Below are 13,834 nucleotides of genomic sequence, written 5' to 3'. Positions count from 1 at the left end.
CCGCCTCCTGTAGGATCGAGCGCCACCTTAAGGTGGCTCCGAAGGCCGCTCGCGAGCGGCCCGTAAATCAGCCGCTTTTAGCGGCTCACACATCGAAACCCCCCGGCTTTGCCGGGGGATTGTTAGTGTTCGAGGATCGCACAGAAAAGTTCCTGCAGGGTGGACCGTGATAGCGTCCCTCCAGGATGCTCGCCGAGTCTGTTTCTACCATCCTCCCTTCCTGGTTGGTCCGGCTCGATTCCCCACCCTCGAGCCGCGACCCTCTGGGGCTCCAGGCACACGCGATGACGCAGGCCGATCGGCTGTTACCCGGCCTCAACGTGTTCACGTCGCGGGCGCGCTACTACACCTTTCTTTGCTGGGCCCTCGACCGCGCGCAGGCGGCGGAATCGAAGCGTACACACCTCGAGCGCGTGCTCCGGCTCGAACGCCTCCTCGTCCTCTGCGAGGCCCTCCGGCACGAGGACGATCCCAAGGCGTGCAGCTATATCGGCCGGCGGCGCGGCCGGCGATTCGTGAGTGAACGTCGCGGCGCCGGGCTCTGGGAGCTGCCGACGAAGATCCTCAAGAACCAAGCATCGAGCGGCGCCTTGCGGCTTTATCGCACCTCGCTCGCAAGCCTCGGGCTCATCGAGGAGGACGATTTCGACGACGGGCTCGGGCTCCACCTGACGGTTCGAGGCAAGCAGCTCGCCGGGCGGATCAGCCGCGTCGACGAGGGGGTCGTGGCCTGGGCGCTCGAGGGAGGCGCGCGCACGCAAAAGCGCCGCAATACGATCGAGGGCTCGGCGGAGCGGCTCTGCTTGAGCCATCGCCCGGGGGTCCTCGAGCGGCGGTATCTCGTCGACGCGTTGCTCGGCAACGGGGGCGAGCAGGACGCCCTGTCGCGCCGGGACACCGTCCAGATCCTCTTCGAGCACGACCTTCTGAAGGGCGGCTCCACGGGTGACGATGCCACGGACAACGAACCCGTGACGGACGGCGACGAGGAAGCGGAGAAGGCTGGCGGCGCCCTCGAGACACACACGAACTGGAAGGTCCTCCGGCCCGCGCTCGAGCGAGCTCCTTCGAATCGATTGCACCCCATCCAGACCACGGGCGCCTATCAGCTCGTGGCCCTTGGCCTCAATGCGTTGTTCGCGTCGGCGCTCGAGCCCGTCGAGACGCGCGGGCGCATCTCCCTCTCGAAGTGGCGCAAGGAGATCGCCACGCATGCGGGCCGGGACTTCAACTCCGTTCGCGCTGTGACCTGGGCCGCCCGGCAGGATTCACCCACGGACATCGCCGCCGAGCTCCTCGCGCCCGTGGAGCGTCCGTGGGCCGAGGTCGGCGTGCTCGCTACCCAGCTCTTGTTACGGCTCGGGCTCGAGGATCGATACGTGGAGTGGCTCGGCCTGGAGGCGCCGGCCCTCGTCGAGCGTGTCCTGCTTTGGGCGCGCGACGCGAACCGCGAGCGCGCGGGGGACATGATCGAAAAGCTCCTGCCCGAGCTCGTCGAGCATCACGTCGAGGTATCGGCGAAGAAGGGAAAGGGCGAGTGGATGGTGATGGAGGGGGACGTCGTCGTGCGGCGATCGCCGCGCCCGCTCCGGCTGCTTTTGCACTCGCTCCGCTTCGCCCAGCTCGGCCAGCTCGCCGCCGATCTCGATCTCGGGCCGGAGGACGTCGCCGATGAAGCGTGAGATCAAGCTCTTCGACGAGCTCGACCGTTTTGCCCGCGGCAGCGAGATCACCCACGCGCTCGGCCTCTCGTTCGGGTATGACGGCGACCTCGCGAACGAACGGTTGTGGAAGCCGCTCGTCGAGAAGTACGGGTTGCGGCACCCGCTCGTCATCGCCGGCGAAGTTGGCCGAAACGTCGACGAGGGGACAGCCCGCTGGGTCACGGTCCTTCGCGCGGGAAGAAAGCGCGGTGTCTTTCACCCCAAGCTCGTCCTCGCGGTGCGCGAGGACGCGGTCTTCGTGGCCCTCGGGAGTGCCAACCTGACGAAGGGAGGGCTCGGGCAAAACCTCGAGCTGCTCACGCCGCTCGTATTTTCGCAGGACGCAGAACGGCCCGTGCCGAAGGGCGTCCTCGCCGGCATTCTGGAGTTTCTCGGCGACGTCGTGGAGGGGCTCCCGGTGGCGGACGACTCCGCAGCTCGGGTGCGTGACGTCGTGACGCAAGCCCGGATCGTCCTGGAGGAGCTCCCGGAAGCGCCGCGTCGTGGCCCCGATCTGCGCTTCGTGCATTCGTATCAGGCGTCGATATGGGGTCAGGTGTGCGTCATCCACGATGATGACGCCGTGGAGCACGTGCTCGTCGTGAGCCCTTTCCTGGAGACCGACGCGGACGTCGCAGACGAGGCGGATTCTCTTTTGCGCCACGCGCTCGGAGGGGGGCTCCCTTGGGCGGCGCGCGCGGTCGTACCCCGGATGACGTTGTGCACGGTCTTGGAGCCGAACAAGCTCGCGCCTTTGCCGCGTCTCGCCCTCCAGGAGCTTGGAGCCAAGGTCGCGCTCCGAACCCAGTCGTTCAGCGAGGAAGAGCGGCCATTACACGGAAAGATCGTGGTCGTCTTCGGACGAAAGAGGACCACGATGCTCTGGGGATCACCGAATTTCACGAACGCGGCGCTCCTGCGGTCCGTCGTGCAGGGGGGGAACGTCGAATGCGCGCTCGTCCTTTCGGCCCCGGCCGCCGGTGCGAGCATGGAGTCGGTGCACGAGGAGTTCGAGATCGACAGGCTCTTTTTACGACATCGGGGAGCCTTGCCCCCGGCGTACGTCGCGCCTCCTCCGCCCGAAGTGCTTTTCGAGGTCGGCGAGGCGATCTACGACACGAGGACGCGTGTGCTTTCGGTCCACGGCGTGATCTGGAGCAAAAAGGTCCACCACATCCGCGTCTCCATCGAGGCGGAGGGCGTCGTGCTTCACGAGAGCGGGAGGCTCGGGGTCGGCACTTTTTCCATCCCGATCGAAGACGCTCCCCTCGAGGAGGAGGATCCCGAGACGGGAAAGCGGAGATTGCGCGCGGTTTCCCTCCGCATCGAGGCGCGGAGCGCCGACGGCCGGGTCCTCGACACGCGAATCATGCGGTACAACGTGAGGTTCGAGGAGGCGCTCGGGATTTGGAACAATCTGATCATCGAGACGGAGGTGTTCACGGCGGATGCGCTGCTCGCACAAGCCGCCACGCCGGAGCAACGTGTCGCCGCCGTCGACGCGCAGATCGCGGCATGGAAAGCCGCGCGACGGGAAGAGAAGAGCGCGCCGCAGCAGCACCAGGCGTCCCTCGATCAGTTCTTCCGGCAAGTCCGGGCGGGGCTCGACGGGCACTGGCGTAGGCTCGAAGCGCGCAAGATGTCGCGTTTCGCGCTGCGATGGTGGTCGACCAAGCTTTGCCGTTCGCTCGACTCCGCGTCCGCCGGCTCCATCGACGGGATCCGGCGGACGTATTTCGTGGCGAGGGTCGCCGAGCACGTAGCGCGCGTCGTCTCGGCCGTCGCAGATCGGCACGACGACGCGACGGCGGCGTTCGCCGCGCTCGAACCGGCGAAGCTGGCGGTTGCGCTCGAGGGCGTTCCGCTCGCGAGCGACGCCCGGCACGACATCCTGGACGAGGTGTGGAGCCTGCGCGTACGCGTGGTCGAAATGCTTCAGGAGCGCGCGTGATGGTGGATATCGACAAGCTCCTTTCTCACATCAGCCTCGCGCGCGACAATCAGATGCTGGCGGTGCGCGCCGCGCTCGACGCGCTCCTCGTGCGGGAGCAGAGCGGCATCGTGCTGGCGGACGAGGTCGGTTGCGGGAAGACGTACGAGGCGCTCGGGATCACGGCGCTGCTCTGGCGGCATTTTCGCGGCACACGACAGCCCATCCAGCGCGTGCTCGTGGTGGCCGAGCGCGCGCTCATGAGCAAGTGGCGCCGCGAGATCACGAGCACGAGCGGCGAGGCGGGCTTCCAGCAATACGTCTCGACGGCCGACTGGAAGGCCTTCAGCGACATGCTCCGCCACGTCGAGGAGATCGGAAAACGCTCGGACGGGAAGGGGAGCGGCGTACTCGAAGGCGGGAAGCACCAGGTCCCTCGAGGCCGCATGTATCTCGTGAAGCCGCTCCTGCTCACGGAGAGCAATTCGCACGACGCTTCCCCGATCGTCCGCTGGCTCCGGCAGACGGACTGGGACGTCGTCATCGTCGACGAGGCGCACCATTTCACCAACCTGAAGACCGAGCGCAGCCGCGTCTTTTTCCCCGAGCAGACCGCCGAGAGCCGGAGGGAAGGGCTTTCGGCGAGGTTCACGCTCGCGCTCACGGCCACGCCGTTCCAGCTCGAGATCAAGGAAATGGTCAACCTCCTGCGCATCGCGGGCGCTTGCGACGAGGACCTCGACCGGATCGAGGACGGACTTTCGCGATACGAGAGAGCGCTCGGGCATTTCCACAACAAGCGAAACTTCCTGCCCGCGCACGAGGGCAGGAGGGAGGTCGTGGAGCGCCTGAACGAGCTGCGGCTGCGTGACGCGTCCTGCGGGCAGCGCCCGGGGACACCGGGCTTGCAGCCGCTCTTGCGGCGTTACCTGATCCGGAACGTCAAGGACGAGAACCTCCGTCGTTATGCCCTGACGGAGAAACGGAACGGTGGGTACGTCGCCCGTGGATTTAAGAAGCTCGACGATATGCGTCCCGTGGTGAAGGAGAGCCCGCTCATCCCCCTCGAAGGGGAGGACACCTGGGTCTACCTGCACCTCCGGGACGTGCTCGTGGACGCCCAGCAAGCCTCGAAAAAGGAGAAGGAGGACTCCTCGTTCGTCGCGGGAGATCTCCGGCAGTGCCTCTCGAGTTACGAACAGCTCGGAGGGAGCTCGATCCTCAAAAAAGAAACGCTGCCTCGCGTCGCCGAGACCCGAGCGGCTCTCGACCGACTTCAAGCGACGGGGCACGTCCACCCGAAGATCGCCGCCCTCCGCAGCGTGGTGGAGGGGATCCTCGACCGGGAAATCGAGCGGGTGCGCAGGCAGCCCGGCGCGACGTTGAACAAGATCCTCGTGTTCAACACGCTGATGCGCACGGCCGGAGCGCTGAAGGCGGCGCTGGAGGAGGTCGTCGCCGATCAAGTCAAGCCGTTCGTCGAGGAGCAAGTGAGGGCCGCGGGCTGGGCGAAGCCCTCGGCGGCGCAGGCTGCGGTCCGAAGAGCCCTCGACGAGGAGCGCCGCCTGACACACGACGAGCTACGCAAGAAGTTCGGTCGAGACACCCTGGACAGGACGCGCGTGTTGCTCGACGCCTCAGCGGACGAGGCGCAGGACGACAAGGGGGATCTCATCGACGCCATGTTCCGGAGAGCGTCCAGGCATTGCGCGCAGCCGCTCTTCTTGCTGCACCTCGCGAGGTCGATGAAGCCGAGCCGCGGTGCGCGGCCGGCGGACGCGGACGTGCGGACATTCGTGCGGACACAGGTGGGCGACAGGCTGCGAGAGAAGCTCGACGAGATCGTACGCATCCTCGCGGGCACGGAGCAGGGAGAGGCGAGCGGAGAGGACGACCCCGTCGAGCAGGCGCGCCGAGCATGGGGCGGCATCAAAGAGGTGTACTCGGCGCATGACTATGTCGCGCGTTTCGATGGCGAGCAGGCGAGCGCGGAGCGCGAGGCGCGGCGCGAGAACTTCAACCATCCCTACGCGCCGCTCGTGCTGCTCGTGAGCCGCGTCGGCGAGGAGGGGATCGATCTCCAGAGGCACACCCGTTACGTGCTGCACTACGACGTGGAGTGGAACCCCGCGAAGATGGAGCAGCGCGAGGGACGCGTCGACCGCGAGGGACGAACGACGGCGAACGAGGGCCCGGTCGAGGTGCACTTCTTTCTGCTGAAGGACACGTACGAGGAGCGGATCTTCCACACGGTGATGCAGCGAGACGCGTGGTTTCAGGTGCTCATCGGGTCGAAACGCAAGGCGCTCCTGAAAGGGCCTGCGGAGGAGGACCCGGAGCAAACGGCAGCCGACGTGGATGCGGTTGAGGAGAAGGGGCGAATGACGCCCGAGGAGAGGGAGATGGTGATGATCGATCTGCGACCTCTCGACCCATCACAGCGCCCCCGGCGGGCCGAGCCTCGTACTATCGGGCTCCGGCGCTAGAACCTCCCTGTGAGCCGCCCCGTCTTCGCCGATCCCAAGACCGGCTTCGTCTTCCAGCGGATCTTCGGGACCGAGGAGCACAAGCCCGCCCTGATCGGCTTCCTGAACGACGTGTTTGGTCTCGACCATGCGCATCGCATCACGGACGTCTCGTTCTTGCCGGCCGAGCAGCGCCCCAAGGTGAGCGAGCTCAAGTACTCGATCGTCGACGTGAAGTGCGTCGACGCGCGCGGCACCACGTACGTCGTCGAGATGCAGGTGCTCAACGTCGAGGCCTTCGAGAAGCGCGTCGTCTACAACGTCGCGAAGGCGTACACGAACCAGCTCGAGGTCGGCGACGACTACCCCGAGCTCGACGACGTCATCGGCATCAGCATCTGCGACTTCGAGCTCTGGCCGCGCCTGGATGGAACGTCGGTCCCGATGCTCAGCCGGTGGCGCATGCAAGAGCAGACGAGCGGCGTGCGGGGGTTATCCGAGCTCCAGTTCGTCTTTCTGGAACTGCCCAAGTACGACACGTCGCGCGAGCCCGAGACGCTCGTCGAGAAGTGGGCCTACTTCTTCCGCGAAGCGCGCAACCTGACGATGATCCCGCCGTCGCTCCAGCACCCGCCGCTCGTCGCGGCCCTGGAGGCTGCACGCACGGCGAGCTTCACGCGCGAGGAGTGGGACGCGTACATCGCCTCGGGCATGGCCATCCAGAACGAGCGTGGCGCGCTCTCGCTCGCGCGCAGAGAGGGGCTCGAAGAAGGGATTCGTCAGGGCATCGTCGCCACGTGCGACGTGCTCGGCATCGGGATGGATGATGAGCGTCGAGCCCGGCTCGCCGCGCTCGACGCAGCCGGGCTCGAAGCGTTGCTCGCACATCTGCGTCGCGAGCGTCGTTGGCCTTGAATCAGCGGGCGGTCTGCTTGCGGATCGCCCGATCGATCACCTTGGCGATCTCCACGGCAGGCACGACGAGCGCCGACAGGACCAGGAGCAGCATCCACTCGTTCGGGGACATCGCGTAGGTCCGGAACACCGGCCGCAGGCTCGGCACCAGGATCGCGACCAGGTGGATCGCCGCGCTCGCCGCGCACGCGAGGAAGAGCGGGAGGCTCACGAGCGGCTTCGACGAGAATGCCGAGAGGATCGGGCTCCGGCAGCTCCACGCGTGGAAGAGCGGCGAGAGCGCGAGCAGCGAGAAGGCCAAGGCCCGCGTCTGGAGCAGGCCCTGCTCGTCTTGCGGCGACATCACGTAGAGCGCCACCGCGGCGGCGCCCATGATCCCGCCGACGTAGAGGATTCCGAGGTAGTCGCGGCGGTTCAGCAGGCCCTCGGCCGTGTCGCGCGGCGGCTCGCGCATGAGGTGCGGATCCGGCGGATCGATGCCCAGCGCCAGGGCCGGCAGGCCGTTGGTGACCAGGTTGATCCACAGGATCATGAGCGGCGTCAGCGGAGGCCACTTGCCGAAGAACGACACCACGAACACGGCCACGAGCAGGCCCATGTTCGACGACAGCAAGAAGAAGATGAACTTCTGGATGTTGCGGTAGATCGCGCGGCCCTCGCGCACGGCCTCGACGATCGTGGCGAAGTTGTCGTCCGCGAGCACGAGGTCGGCGGCCTGCCGCGCGACGTCCGTGCCCCCGAGGCCCATCGCCACGCCGATGTGCGACTCGCGCAGCGCCGGCGCGTCGTTCACGCCGTCGCCCGTCATCGCCACCACGTGCCCCTTCGCCTTGAACGCCCGCACGATGCGGAGCTTCTGCTCGGCCGTGGTCCGCGCGAAGACGCGCAGATGCTCCACGCGCTTCGTGAGCTCCTCGTCCGTCATCTTCGCGAGCTCGGAGCCCGTGATCGCCTCGTCGCCCTCGTCCCAGAGGCCGATCTCCTTGGCGATCGCCGTGGCCGTGAGCTTGTGATCGCCGGTGATCATCACCGCGCGGATGCCCGCCGCCTTGCAGGTCGCGACGGCCTCCTTCACGCCCGCGCGCGGCGGATCCATCATGCCCACGAGGCCGAGGAACGTGAGCTCTCGCTCGACGTCGCCGTCCTCCGCAGAGTCCTTGCGCACGCGGCGGCAGATCGCGAGCACGCGCAGCGCTTGCCCGCTCATCTCCTCGGCGACATGGGTGATCGTGCGCCGATCCTCCTCGGTCAGGCCACGAACGCCGTCGTCGGTCGCGTACTTGACGCAGAGCGGGAGCAGCACGTCGACGCTGCCCTTCACGTGCGCGATCTCGCGGCCGTTCTTGTCGCGCGTGATCACGGTCATGCGCTTGCGGTCGCTGTCGAAGGGCAACTCGTGGACGAACTGGTGCGAGGGAGCGACGGACTCGCGGGCGAGGTTGCCCTTGGCCGCGAGCGCGAGCAGCGCGCCTTCCGTCGGATCCCCGACGATGCGCCACTTCTTCGTCTCCTTGTCCTGGTCGAGGTGCGCGTTGTTGCAGAGCGCGGCCGTCGCGAGCGTGTACGTGAGCGGCGCCGGGAGCCTTTCGAGGTCGAGGTCGATCTCGCCCTCGTGCCGGAAGCCGCCGTGCGGATCGTAGCCCTCGCCCGTGACCTGGTAGCGCTTGCCGCCCGCGTAGACGACACGCACGGTCATCTCGTTCTGCGTCAGCGTGCCGGTCTTGTCCGAGGCGATGACCGTCGCTGCGCCGAGCGTCTCGACCGCCGGCAGCTTGCGCACGATGGCCCCACGCCGCGCCATGCGCTGCATGCCGAGCGCGAGCGTGATCGTGGTGATCGCGGGCAAGCCCTCGGGGATCGCGGCGACTGCGAGGCTCACGGCTTCCAGCAAGAGCTCGTGCCACGGCCGCCCGCCGCGGAGAAAGCCCCAGCCGAGGAGCACGGCCGAGAGCACGAGGCAGACACGCAGGATCGTCGTGCCGAACGATTCGAGGCGCTCTTCGAGGGGCGTCTTCGTCTCGCCGACGGAGCTGATCATCTCGCCGATCCGGCCGAGCTCCGTGCCGCTGCCCGTCGTGGTGACGACGGCGCGCGCCTTGCCGCGCACGACCGTCGTCCCCGTGAAGACCATGTTCACGCGATCGCCGAGCGGCGCGTCGGCCCCCACCGGCGAGAGCGCGTCCTTCATCGAGGCCGTGCTCTCGCCCGTCAGCGCCGCCTCTTCGGTCGCGAGGTCGATCGTCTGCACGAGCCGCGCGTCGGCCGCGATCGCGTCGCCCGCTTCGAGCTCGAGGAGATCACCCGGGACCACCTCCTCGGCCGGGATGACCCGGACCTTGCCGCCGCGACGCACGCGCGCAGCCGGCGCGCTGAGCTTCTGCAGGGCGTCGAGCGCAGCCTCGGCGCGGCGCTCCTGGTAGTAGCCGAGGAACGCGTTGAGGATGACGATGAGCAGGATCGCGATCGCGTCGCCAAAGCGGCTCAGGAACCCGCCCTCGTGGTCCGTGAAGCCCACGACGACCGCGATTGCGGCGGCGGCGAGGAGCGTCAGGACGAGCGGGTTCGCGAACTGCTCGAGCAGCCTCCGCAGCGTGCTCTTCCGTGGCGGATCGGGGAGCCGATTCTTGCCGTACTTCTCGAGCCGCGCCGCGGCCTCGGCTTCGTCGAGCCCATCGATCGAGCTCGCGCCGAGCCGACCCAAAAGGGTGTCGATGTCCTCTGTGTAAACGAGCCCGTCCTTCCCCTCCGTCGCTGGCGGCTTTGCCTTGCTGGCAGGCGCGCGCTGCTCCGGAGGGGGGCGGACGGATCCCGTGCCCGTCGTCCCAGCTTCACTCATGGCAGGTACTATTCGACTAGCGCTTCATGCGGGCTTGCTCGCGTTGCTCTTCTGCTTCGAGCTCGGCGAGCGCGGCGGCGAGCTCATCTTGCTCGGCCTGCGTCGGCGGGGCGGGGGCCGGGCCCGCGACGCGCACTTGCGCGGGGGCGACCTCCTTCGGCGGCTCGGGCGGCACGACGCCCATCTTGCGCTTCAGCGCCATGAGGTCGTCCTCGGCGCCTTGCGTGGCCTCGAGCTGACCGAAGCGGTGCGCGAGCGTGTCGCCCGTGTACTGCTCCTGGATCTCGCCTGCGGCCTCGGCCTCGGCCTCGATCTGGTCGATCTTGGCCGACATGCGATCGAACGTCTCGAAGGCGGAGGCGTTGTTCAGGCCGGAGAGCGTCTCCTGGATGGCCTTCTGCGCCTCTGCGCGCTTCTTGCGCGCGATGAGCACGTTCTTCTTGCGCTTGGCCTCTTCGATCTTGTTGTTGAGCAGGCGGAGCGCGGTCTTGAGCTGCTCGACCGCTTGCTTCTGCTTCTGCCACTGGTCCTTGTAGGACGCGGCGAGCTGGTCGTGCTCCTTTTTCCGGGCCAGCGCTTCCTTCGCGAGGTTGTCGTCGCCGGCCTTGATCGCGAGCATCGCGCGCCGCTCCCACTCGGCGGCGTTCGCGGCCTCTTGCTCGGCTTGCTTCGCGAGCCGCTTCTCGTCGGCGATCGAGACGGCCACCTGCTTCTTCGCCTCGATGAGCTGGTTGGACATGTCGATGACGACCTGGTTCAGCATCTTCTCGGGGTCCTCCGAGCGGCTGATGAGGTCGTTCAGGTTCGACTTGATGAGGGTGGCGAGTCGCGCGAAAATTCCCATCTCGATTGGCCTCTCGTCCGAGAACTGGTCTCGCGAGCTAGGTGAGCTAGGTGGTGGCGAGATCGTGAAGCGTCGGCACGTGCTGCGCCAACGCGAGATCGAGGTCGCTCAGCGTGGCCTCGAGCTCGTTAGGGTCGAGGTTGTCGAGGGGCAACGCGGCCGAGAGCACGACGGTGTGATCGGCGATGCCGTAGGCGGCGTGCATCAGGTCCGTCGCGTTGTACTCGAGCAACCGGCGGAACAGCTTGTTCTGGTGCTCGGGATCCTTGGGCAGCGGGCCGATCGACACGCGCACGGCGAGGATCGGCGGCGCCACGCGGATCGCGATCGGCGGCTTGTTCTCGCCTGCGGAGACGAGGTAGGTCTCGCCGTCCTTCTCGAAGGGGCGGCTCAGTTGCAGGAGGAAGTTCTCTACGTCCTCGGCGGTTCGCGGCATGGCCGGCCGGAGCGTACAGGCAGTGCAAGGCAGGGTCGAGGGGATCCGAACACTTTTCCGGCGCCCGCGCGAGCAAGCGTTTCCCGAGAAACAAGCGCCGCGTTTCTCCCTTCCAATCGCCGGGCCTTCGCTGGTACGGTCTTTGGTGCAGGTCAACGCTTGGGGGCTACGCTCGGATGACCCGAGCTTCGCCCCCAAACCCCCGGTCCGTGGCGATCCACCCTGGCGACATCCTCGCGGGCTACCGAGTGACCCGCCTCCTCGGCCGCGGCGGTATGGGCGAGGTGTGGGCTGCTCGCAGCGATACGACCGGGCGTGAGGTGGCCATCAAGGTGCTCCTCGCCCGCGCCGCCGTGAAGCCCGACCTCGTGCAGCGCTTCCAGCGCGAGGCCAAGATCGCCTCGGCCATCCAGAGCCCCTACGTCTGCAGCCTGCTCGACGTGGGCCAGACGCCCGACGGGGCGCATTTGCTGGTCTTCGAGCGGCTCGACGGCGAGAGCCTGGCCGACCGGCTGAAGCGCGAGCAATACCTGCCGTTCACCGAGGTCTTCCCGATCATCGAAGACGTGCTCTGCGGGCTCGGTGCGGCCCATGCCGCCGACGTGATCCATCGGGATCTGAAGCCCGGAAACATCTTCCTGGAGCGCACGGCGTTCCCCGAGCGGCCCGAGCGCGCGAAGATCCTGGACTTCGGAATCTCGAAGCTGAAGCGCGGCGACGGCGAGCAAAACGAGCCGACGCTCACGGCCTTCGATGCGACGCTGGGCTCGTTCGCATACATGGCGCCCGAGCAGGTGCGTGGCGCGGCGCGCGCGGACGAACGGGCGGACATCTACGCGGTCGGCGCGGTCGCGTTCCGCTCGCTCTCGGGGCGGCTGCCTTTCGAGGGGACGACGGCGGCGCTGCTCGTGGCGATGAAGCTCGAACGACAAGCGCCGAGCCTGGCCGAGGCGACCGGAGACCGCTGGCCCGCGGGGATCGAGCGGTTCCTCGAGCGCGCGCTCGAGCGCAAGCGCGAGAACCGGTGGAACTCGGCGCGCGAGGCGCTCGACGCATGGCGCACGCTCGCGCCGGGAGGACGCGCGATCCAGCCGCCACCGCCGCCGCGGGCGCCCGAGCCCTCGTCGCTCAACCTCGCGCCGCCCGATCCGCCGACGGTCGCGGACGAATCGGATGTGGCGGGGAGCCAGGACGATCAGCCCACGTGGGTCGATCATCCGCCCACGGAGACGGTGGACACGCCGCTGCTCGGGCAGGCGCCCGACGTTTCCTTCGAGCTGGGGCGAGGACGCAGGACCGGCAGGTGACGAATCGGGTGACGCCGTGAACGACGCGACCGTCCTTTCACGAAACAAGGTCGAAGTCCGCGGAGGCCGCATCAAGGCCGGCAAGGCGGGCTGGGTGGAAGTGGGCACCGAGCCGGTGATCGTCGGCCGCAACGCCCAGTGCAGCATCGTGCTCGACGACGCGAAGATCAGCGCCGTGCACGCCGAGCTCGTGGCCACCGAGCAAGGCGTGCGCGTGCGGGATCTCGGCAGCCGCAACGGCACGTTCGCGGGCGGCGTGCGCGTCGGCGAGGTCTTCCTGCTCGCCGCGTGCAAGCTCCGGCTCGGCGAGACCGAGCTCTCGTTCGAGCCCGCGCGGCCCGAGCGGATCACGGTGCCCGCGATCCCGGCCTTCGGGCCGCTCGTCGCGCAGAGCGCCGGGATGCGCGGCATCTTCGAAAAACTCTCCAAGGTCGCGCCGACGGACCTCACCGTGCTGATCACGGGCGAGACGGGCACGGGCAAGGAGGTCGTGGCGCAGGCGATCCACCAGGCGAGCGCGCGCGCGAAAAAACCGTTCGTCGTCGTCGACTGCGGCTCGATCCCGTCGAGCCTCGCCGAGGCGACGCTCTTCGGCCACGAGCGCGGCGCGTTCACGGGCGCGGTCGACAAGCGCCTCTCGCCGTTCGTGGAAGCGGAGGGTGGGACGATCTTCCTCGACGAGCTCGGCGAGCTGCCGATCGAGGTGCAGCCGAAGCTGCTCCGCGCGCTGGCGGAGCGCCGCATCAAGAGCGTGGGCGGCTCCTCGTACCGTGAGGTCGACGTCCGCGTGCTCGCGGCGACGCGGCGGGATCTCGTGCGGGCCGTGAACACCGGCGCCTTCCGCAGCGACCTCTACTTCCGTGTGGCGCAGGTGCGCGTGGAGCTACCCGCGTTGCGCCAGCGGCTCGAGGACATCCCGGTGCTCGTGCGCCGCATGCTGCGGGATCTCGGCGGCGACGAGGGTGCATTCGATCGGGTCAGTAACTCCACGCTCGAACGGCTCATGCGCCACGACTGGCCTGGCAACGTGCGCGAGCTGAAGAACGCGGTCGCGGTGGCGTACGCGCTCGCGGGCGAAGGCGAGGAGCTCGACGTCGCGGCGCACCTGGGAGCGCTGACGGAGATCCACGAGCCGCATGTCGCAGGCCCGCCGCCTTCGAGCGCAGGCGGACCGGTCTCGACCGGCGCAGGCGCATCGTTCAAGGGCAAGGCGTTCCAGGAGGCCAAGCACGACGTGCTCGCGCGGTTCGAGCGCGAGTACTTCGCAGCGCTCTTCGACGAGGCGAAAGGCAACATCTCGGAGATCGCGCGCCGCGCTGGCATGGAGCGCGCCCATGTCCGCACCTACCTCAAGCGGCACGGCATCCACGGCAAGACCGAGGGCGGCGACGCCTGAGA

Annotated in this window: 9 protein-coding genes; 6 read left to right on the top strand and 3 right to left on the bottom strand. The window is 68.0% G+C overall.

Translation table 11 applies throughout. The annotated features are described in order from the left end of the window. The first annotated feature begins 284 nt into the window (after positions 1 to 284). From KEG57_RS43960 to KEG57_RS43945, 4 genes are read left to right on the top strand one after another with little or no spacing between them, the layout of a single operon-like run. A complete protein-coding gene (locus tag KEG57_RS43960; protein WP_272426924.1) occupies positions 285 to 1,682 on the top strand; it encodes a hypothetical protein in 1,398 nt (465 codons plus the stop codon). Further along, complete coding sequence (locus KEG57_RS43955; RefSeq protein WP_272459619.1) at positions 1,672 to 3,654, top strand: phospholipase D-like domain-containing protein; 1,983 nt, start codon at positions 1,672 to 1,674, stop codon at positions 3,652 to 3,654. Before KEG57_RS43960 ends, KEG57_RS43955 begins: the two co-directional genes overlap by 11 nt. Continuing rightward, positions 3,654 to 6,119 (top strand): helicase-related protein, encoded by a 2,466-nt coding sequence (locus KEG57_RS43950; RefSeq protein WP_272426922.1) that lies wholly within the window; start codon positions 3,654 to 3,656, stop codon positions 6,117 to 6,119. Before KEG57_RS43955 ends, KEG57_RS43950 begins: the two co-directional genes overlap by 1 nt. Positions 6,120 to 6,128: 9 nt before the next feature. Continuing rightward, positions 6,129 to 7,013 carry an Rpn family recombination-promoting nuclease/putative transposase gene (locus KEG57_RS43945; protein ID WP_272426921.1) on the top strand — a complete coding sequence of 295 codons (885 nt, stop codon included), beginning with the start codon at positions 6,129 to 6,131 and terminating at the stop codon, positions 7,011 to 7,013. A gap of 1 nt (position 7,014) precedes the next feature. On the opposite strand, the gene KEG57_RS43940 is transcribed toward KEG57_RS43945, so the two are convergent. Genes KEG57_RS43940 through KEG57_RS43930 form a run of 3 tightly spaced genes read right to left on the bottom strand, consistent with a single transcriptional unit; the run spans position 7,015 to position 11,129 of the window. Continuing rightward, positions 7,015 to 9,849 (bottom strand): cation-translocating P-type ATPase, encoded by a 2,835-nt coding sequence (locus KEG57_RS43940; protein ID WP_272426920.1) that lies wholly within the window; start codon positions 9,847 to 9,849, stop codon positions 7,015 to 7,017. A gap of 16 nt (positions 9,850 to 9,865) precedes the next feature. Further along, positions 9,866 to 10,693: a PspA/IM30 family protein gene (locus KEG57_RS43935; RefSeq protein ID WP_272426919.1), complete on the bottom strand. Its 828-nt coding sequence runs from the start codon at positions 10,691 to 10,693 to the stop codon at positions 9,866 to 9,868. Between the two features lie 46 nt (positions 10,694 to 10,739). Further along, the gene (locus KEG57_RS43930) at positions 10,740 to 11,129 is read right to left on the bottom strand and encodes a CesT family type III secretion system chaperone (protein ID WP_272426918.1); all 390 of its coding nucleotides are present in this window, start codon (positions 11,127 to 11,129) and stop codon (positions 10,740 to 10,742) included. A gap of 209 nt (positions 11,130 to 11,338) precedes the next feature. Between KEG57_RS43930 and KEG57_RS43925 the strand changes: the two genes are divergently transcribed. Next, positions 11,339 to 12,436, top strand: coding sequence for a serine/threonine-protein kinase (locus KEG57_RS43925; protein ID WP_272426917.1), 1,098 nt, complete (start codon positions 11,339 to 11,341; stop codon positions 12,434 to 12,436). Between the two features lie 16 nt (positions 12,437 to 12,452). Then, positions 12,453 to 13,832 (top strand): FHA and sigma-54 interaction domain-containing protein, encoded by a 1,380-nt coding sequence (locus KEG57_RS43920; protein ID WP_272426916.1) that lies wholly within the window; start codon positions 12,453 to 12,455, stop codon positions 13,830 to 13,832. The last annotated feature ends 2 nt before the right edge of the window (positions 13,833 to 13,834 follow it).

Source organism: Polyangium jinanense, from assembly GCF_028435365.1.
The sequence above is the reverse complement of the archived record's forward strand: the minus strand, read 5'-3'. Positions and strand labels throughout refer to the sequence as shown.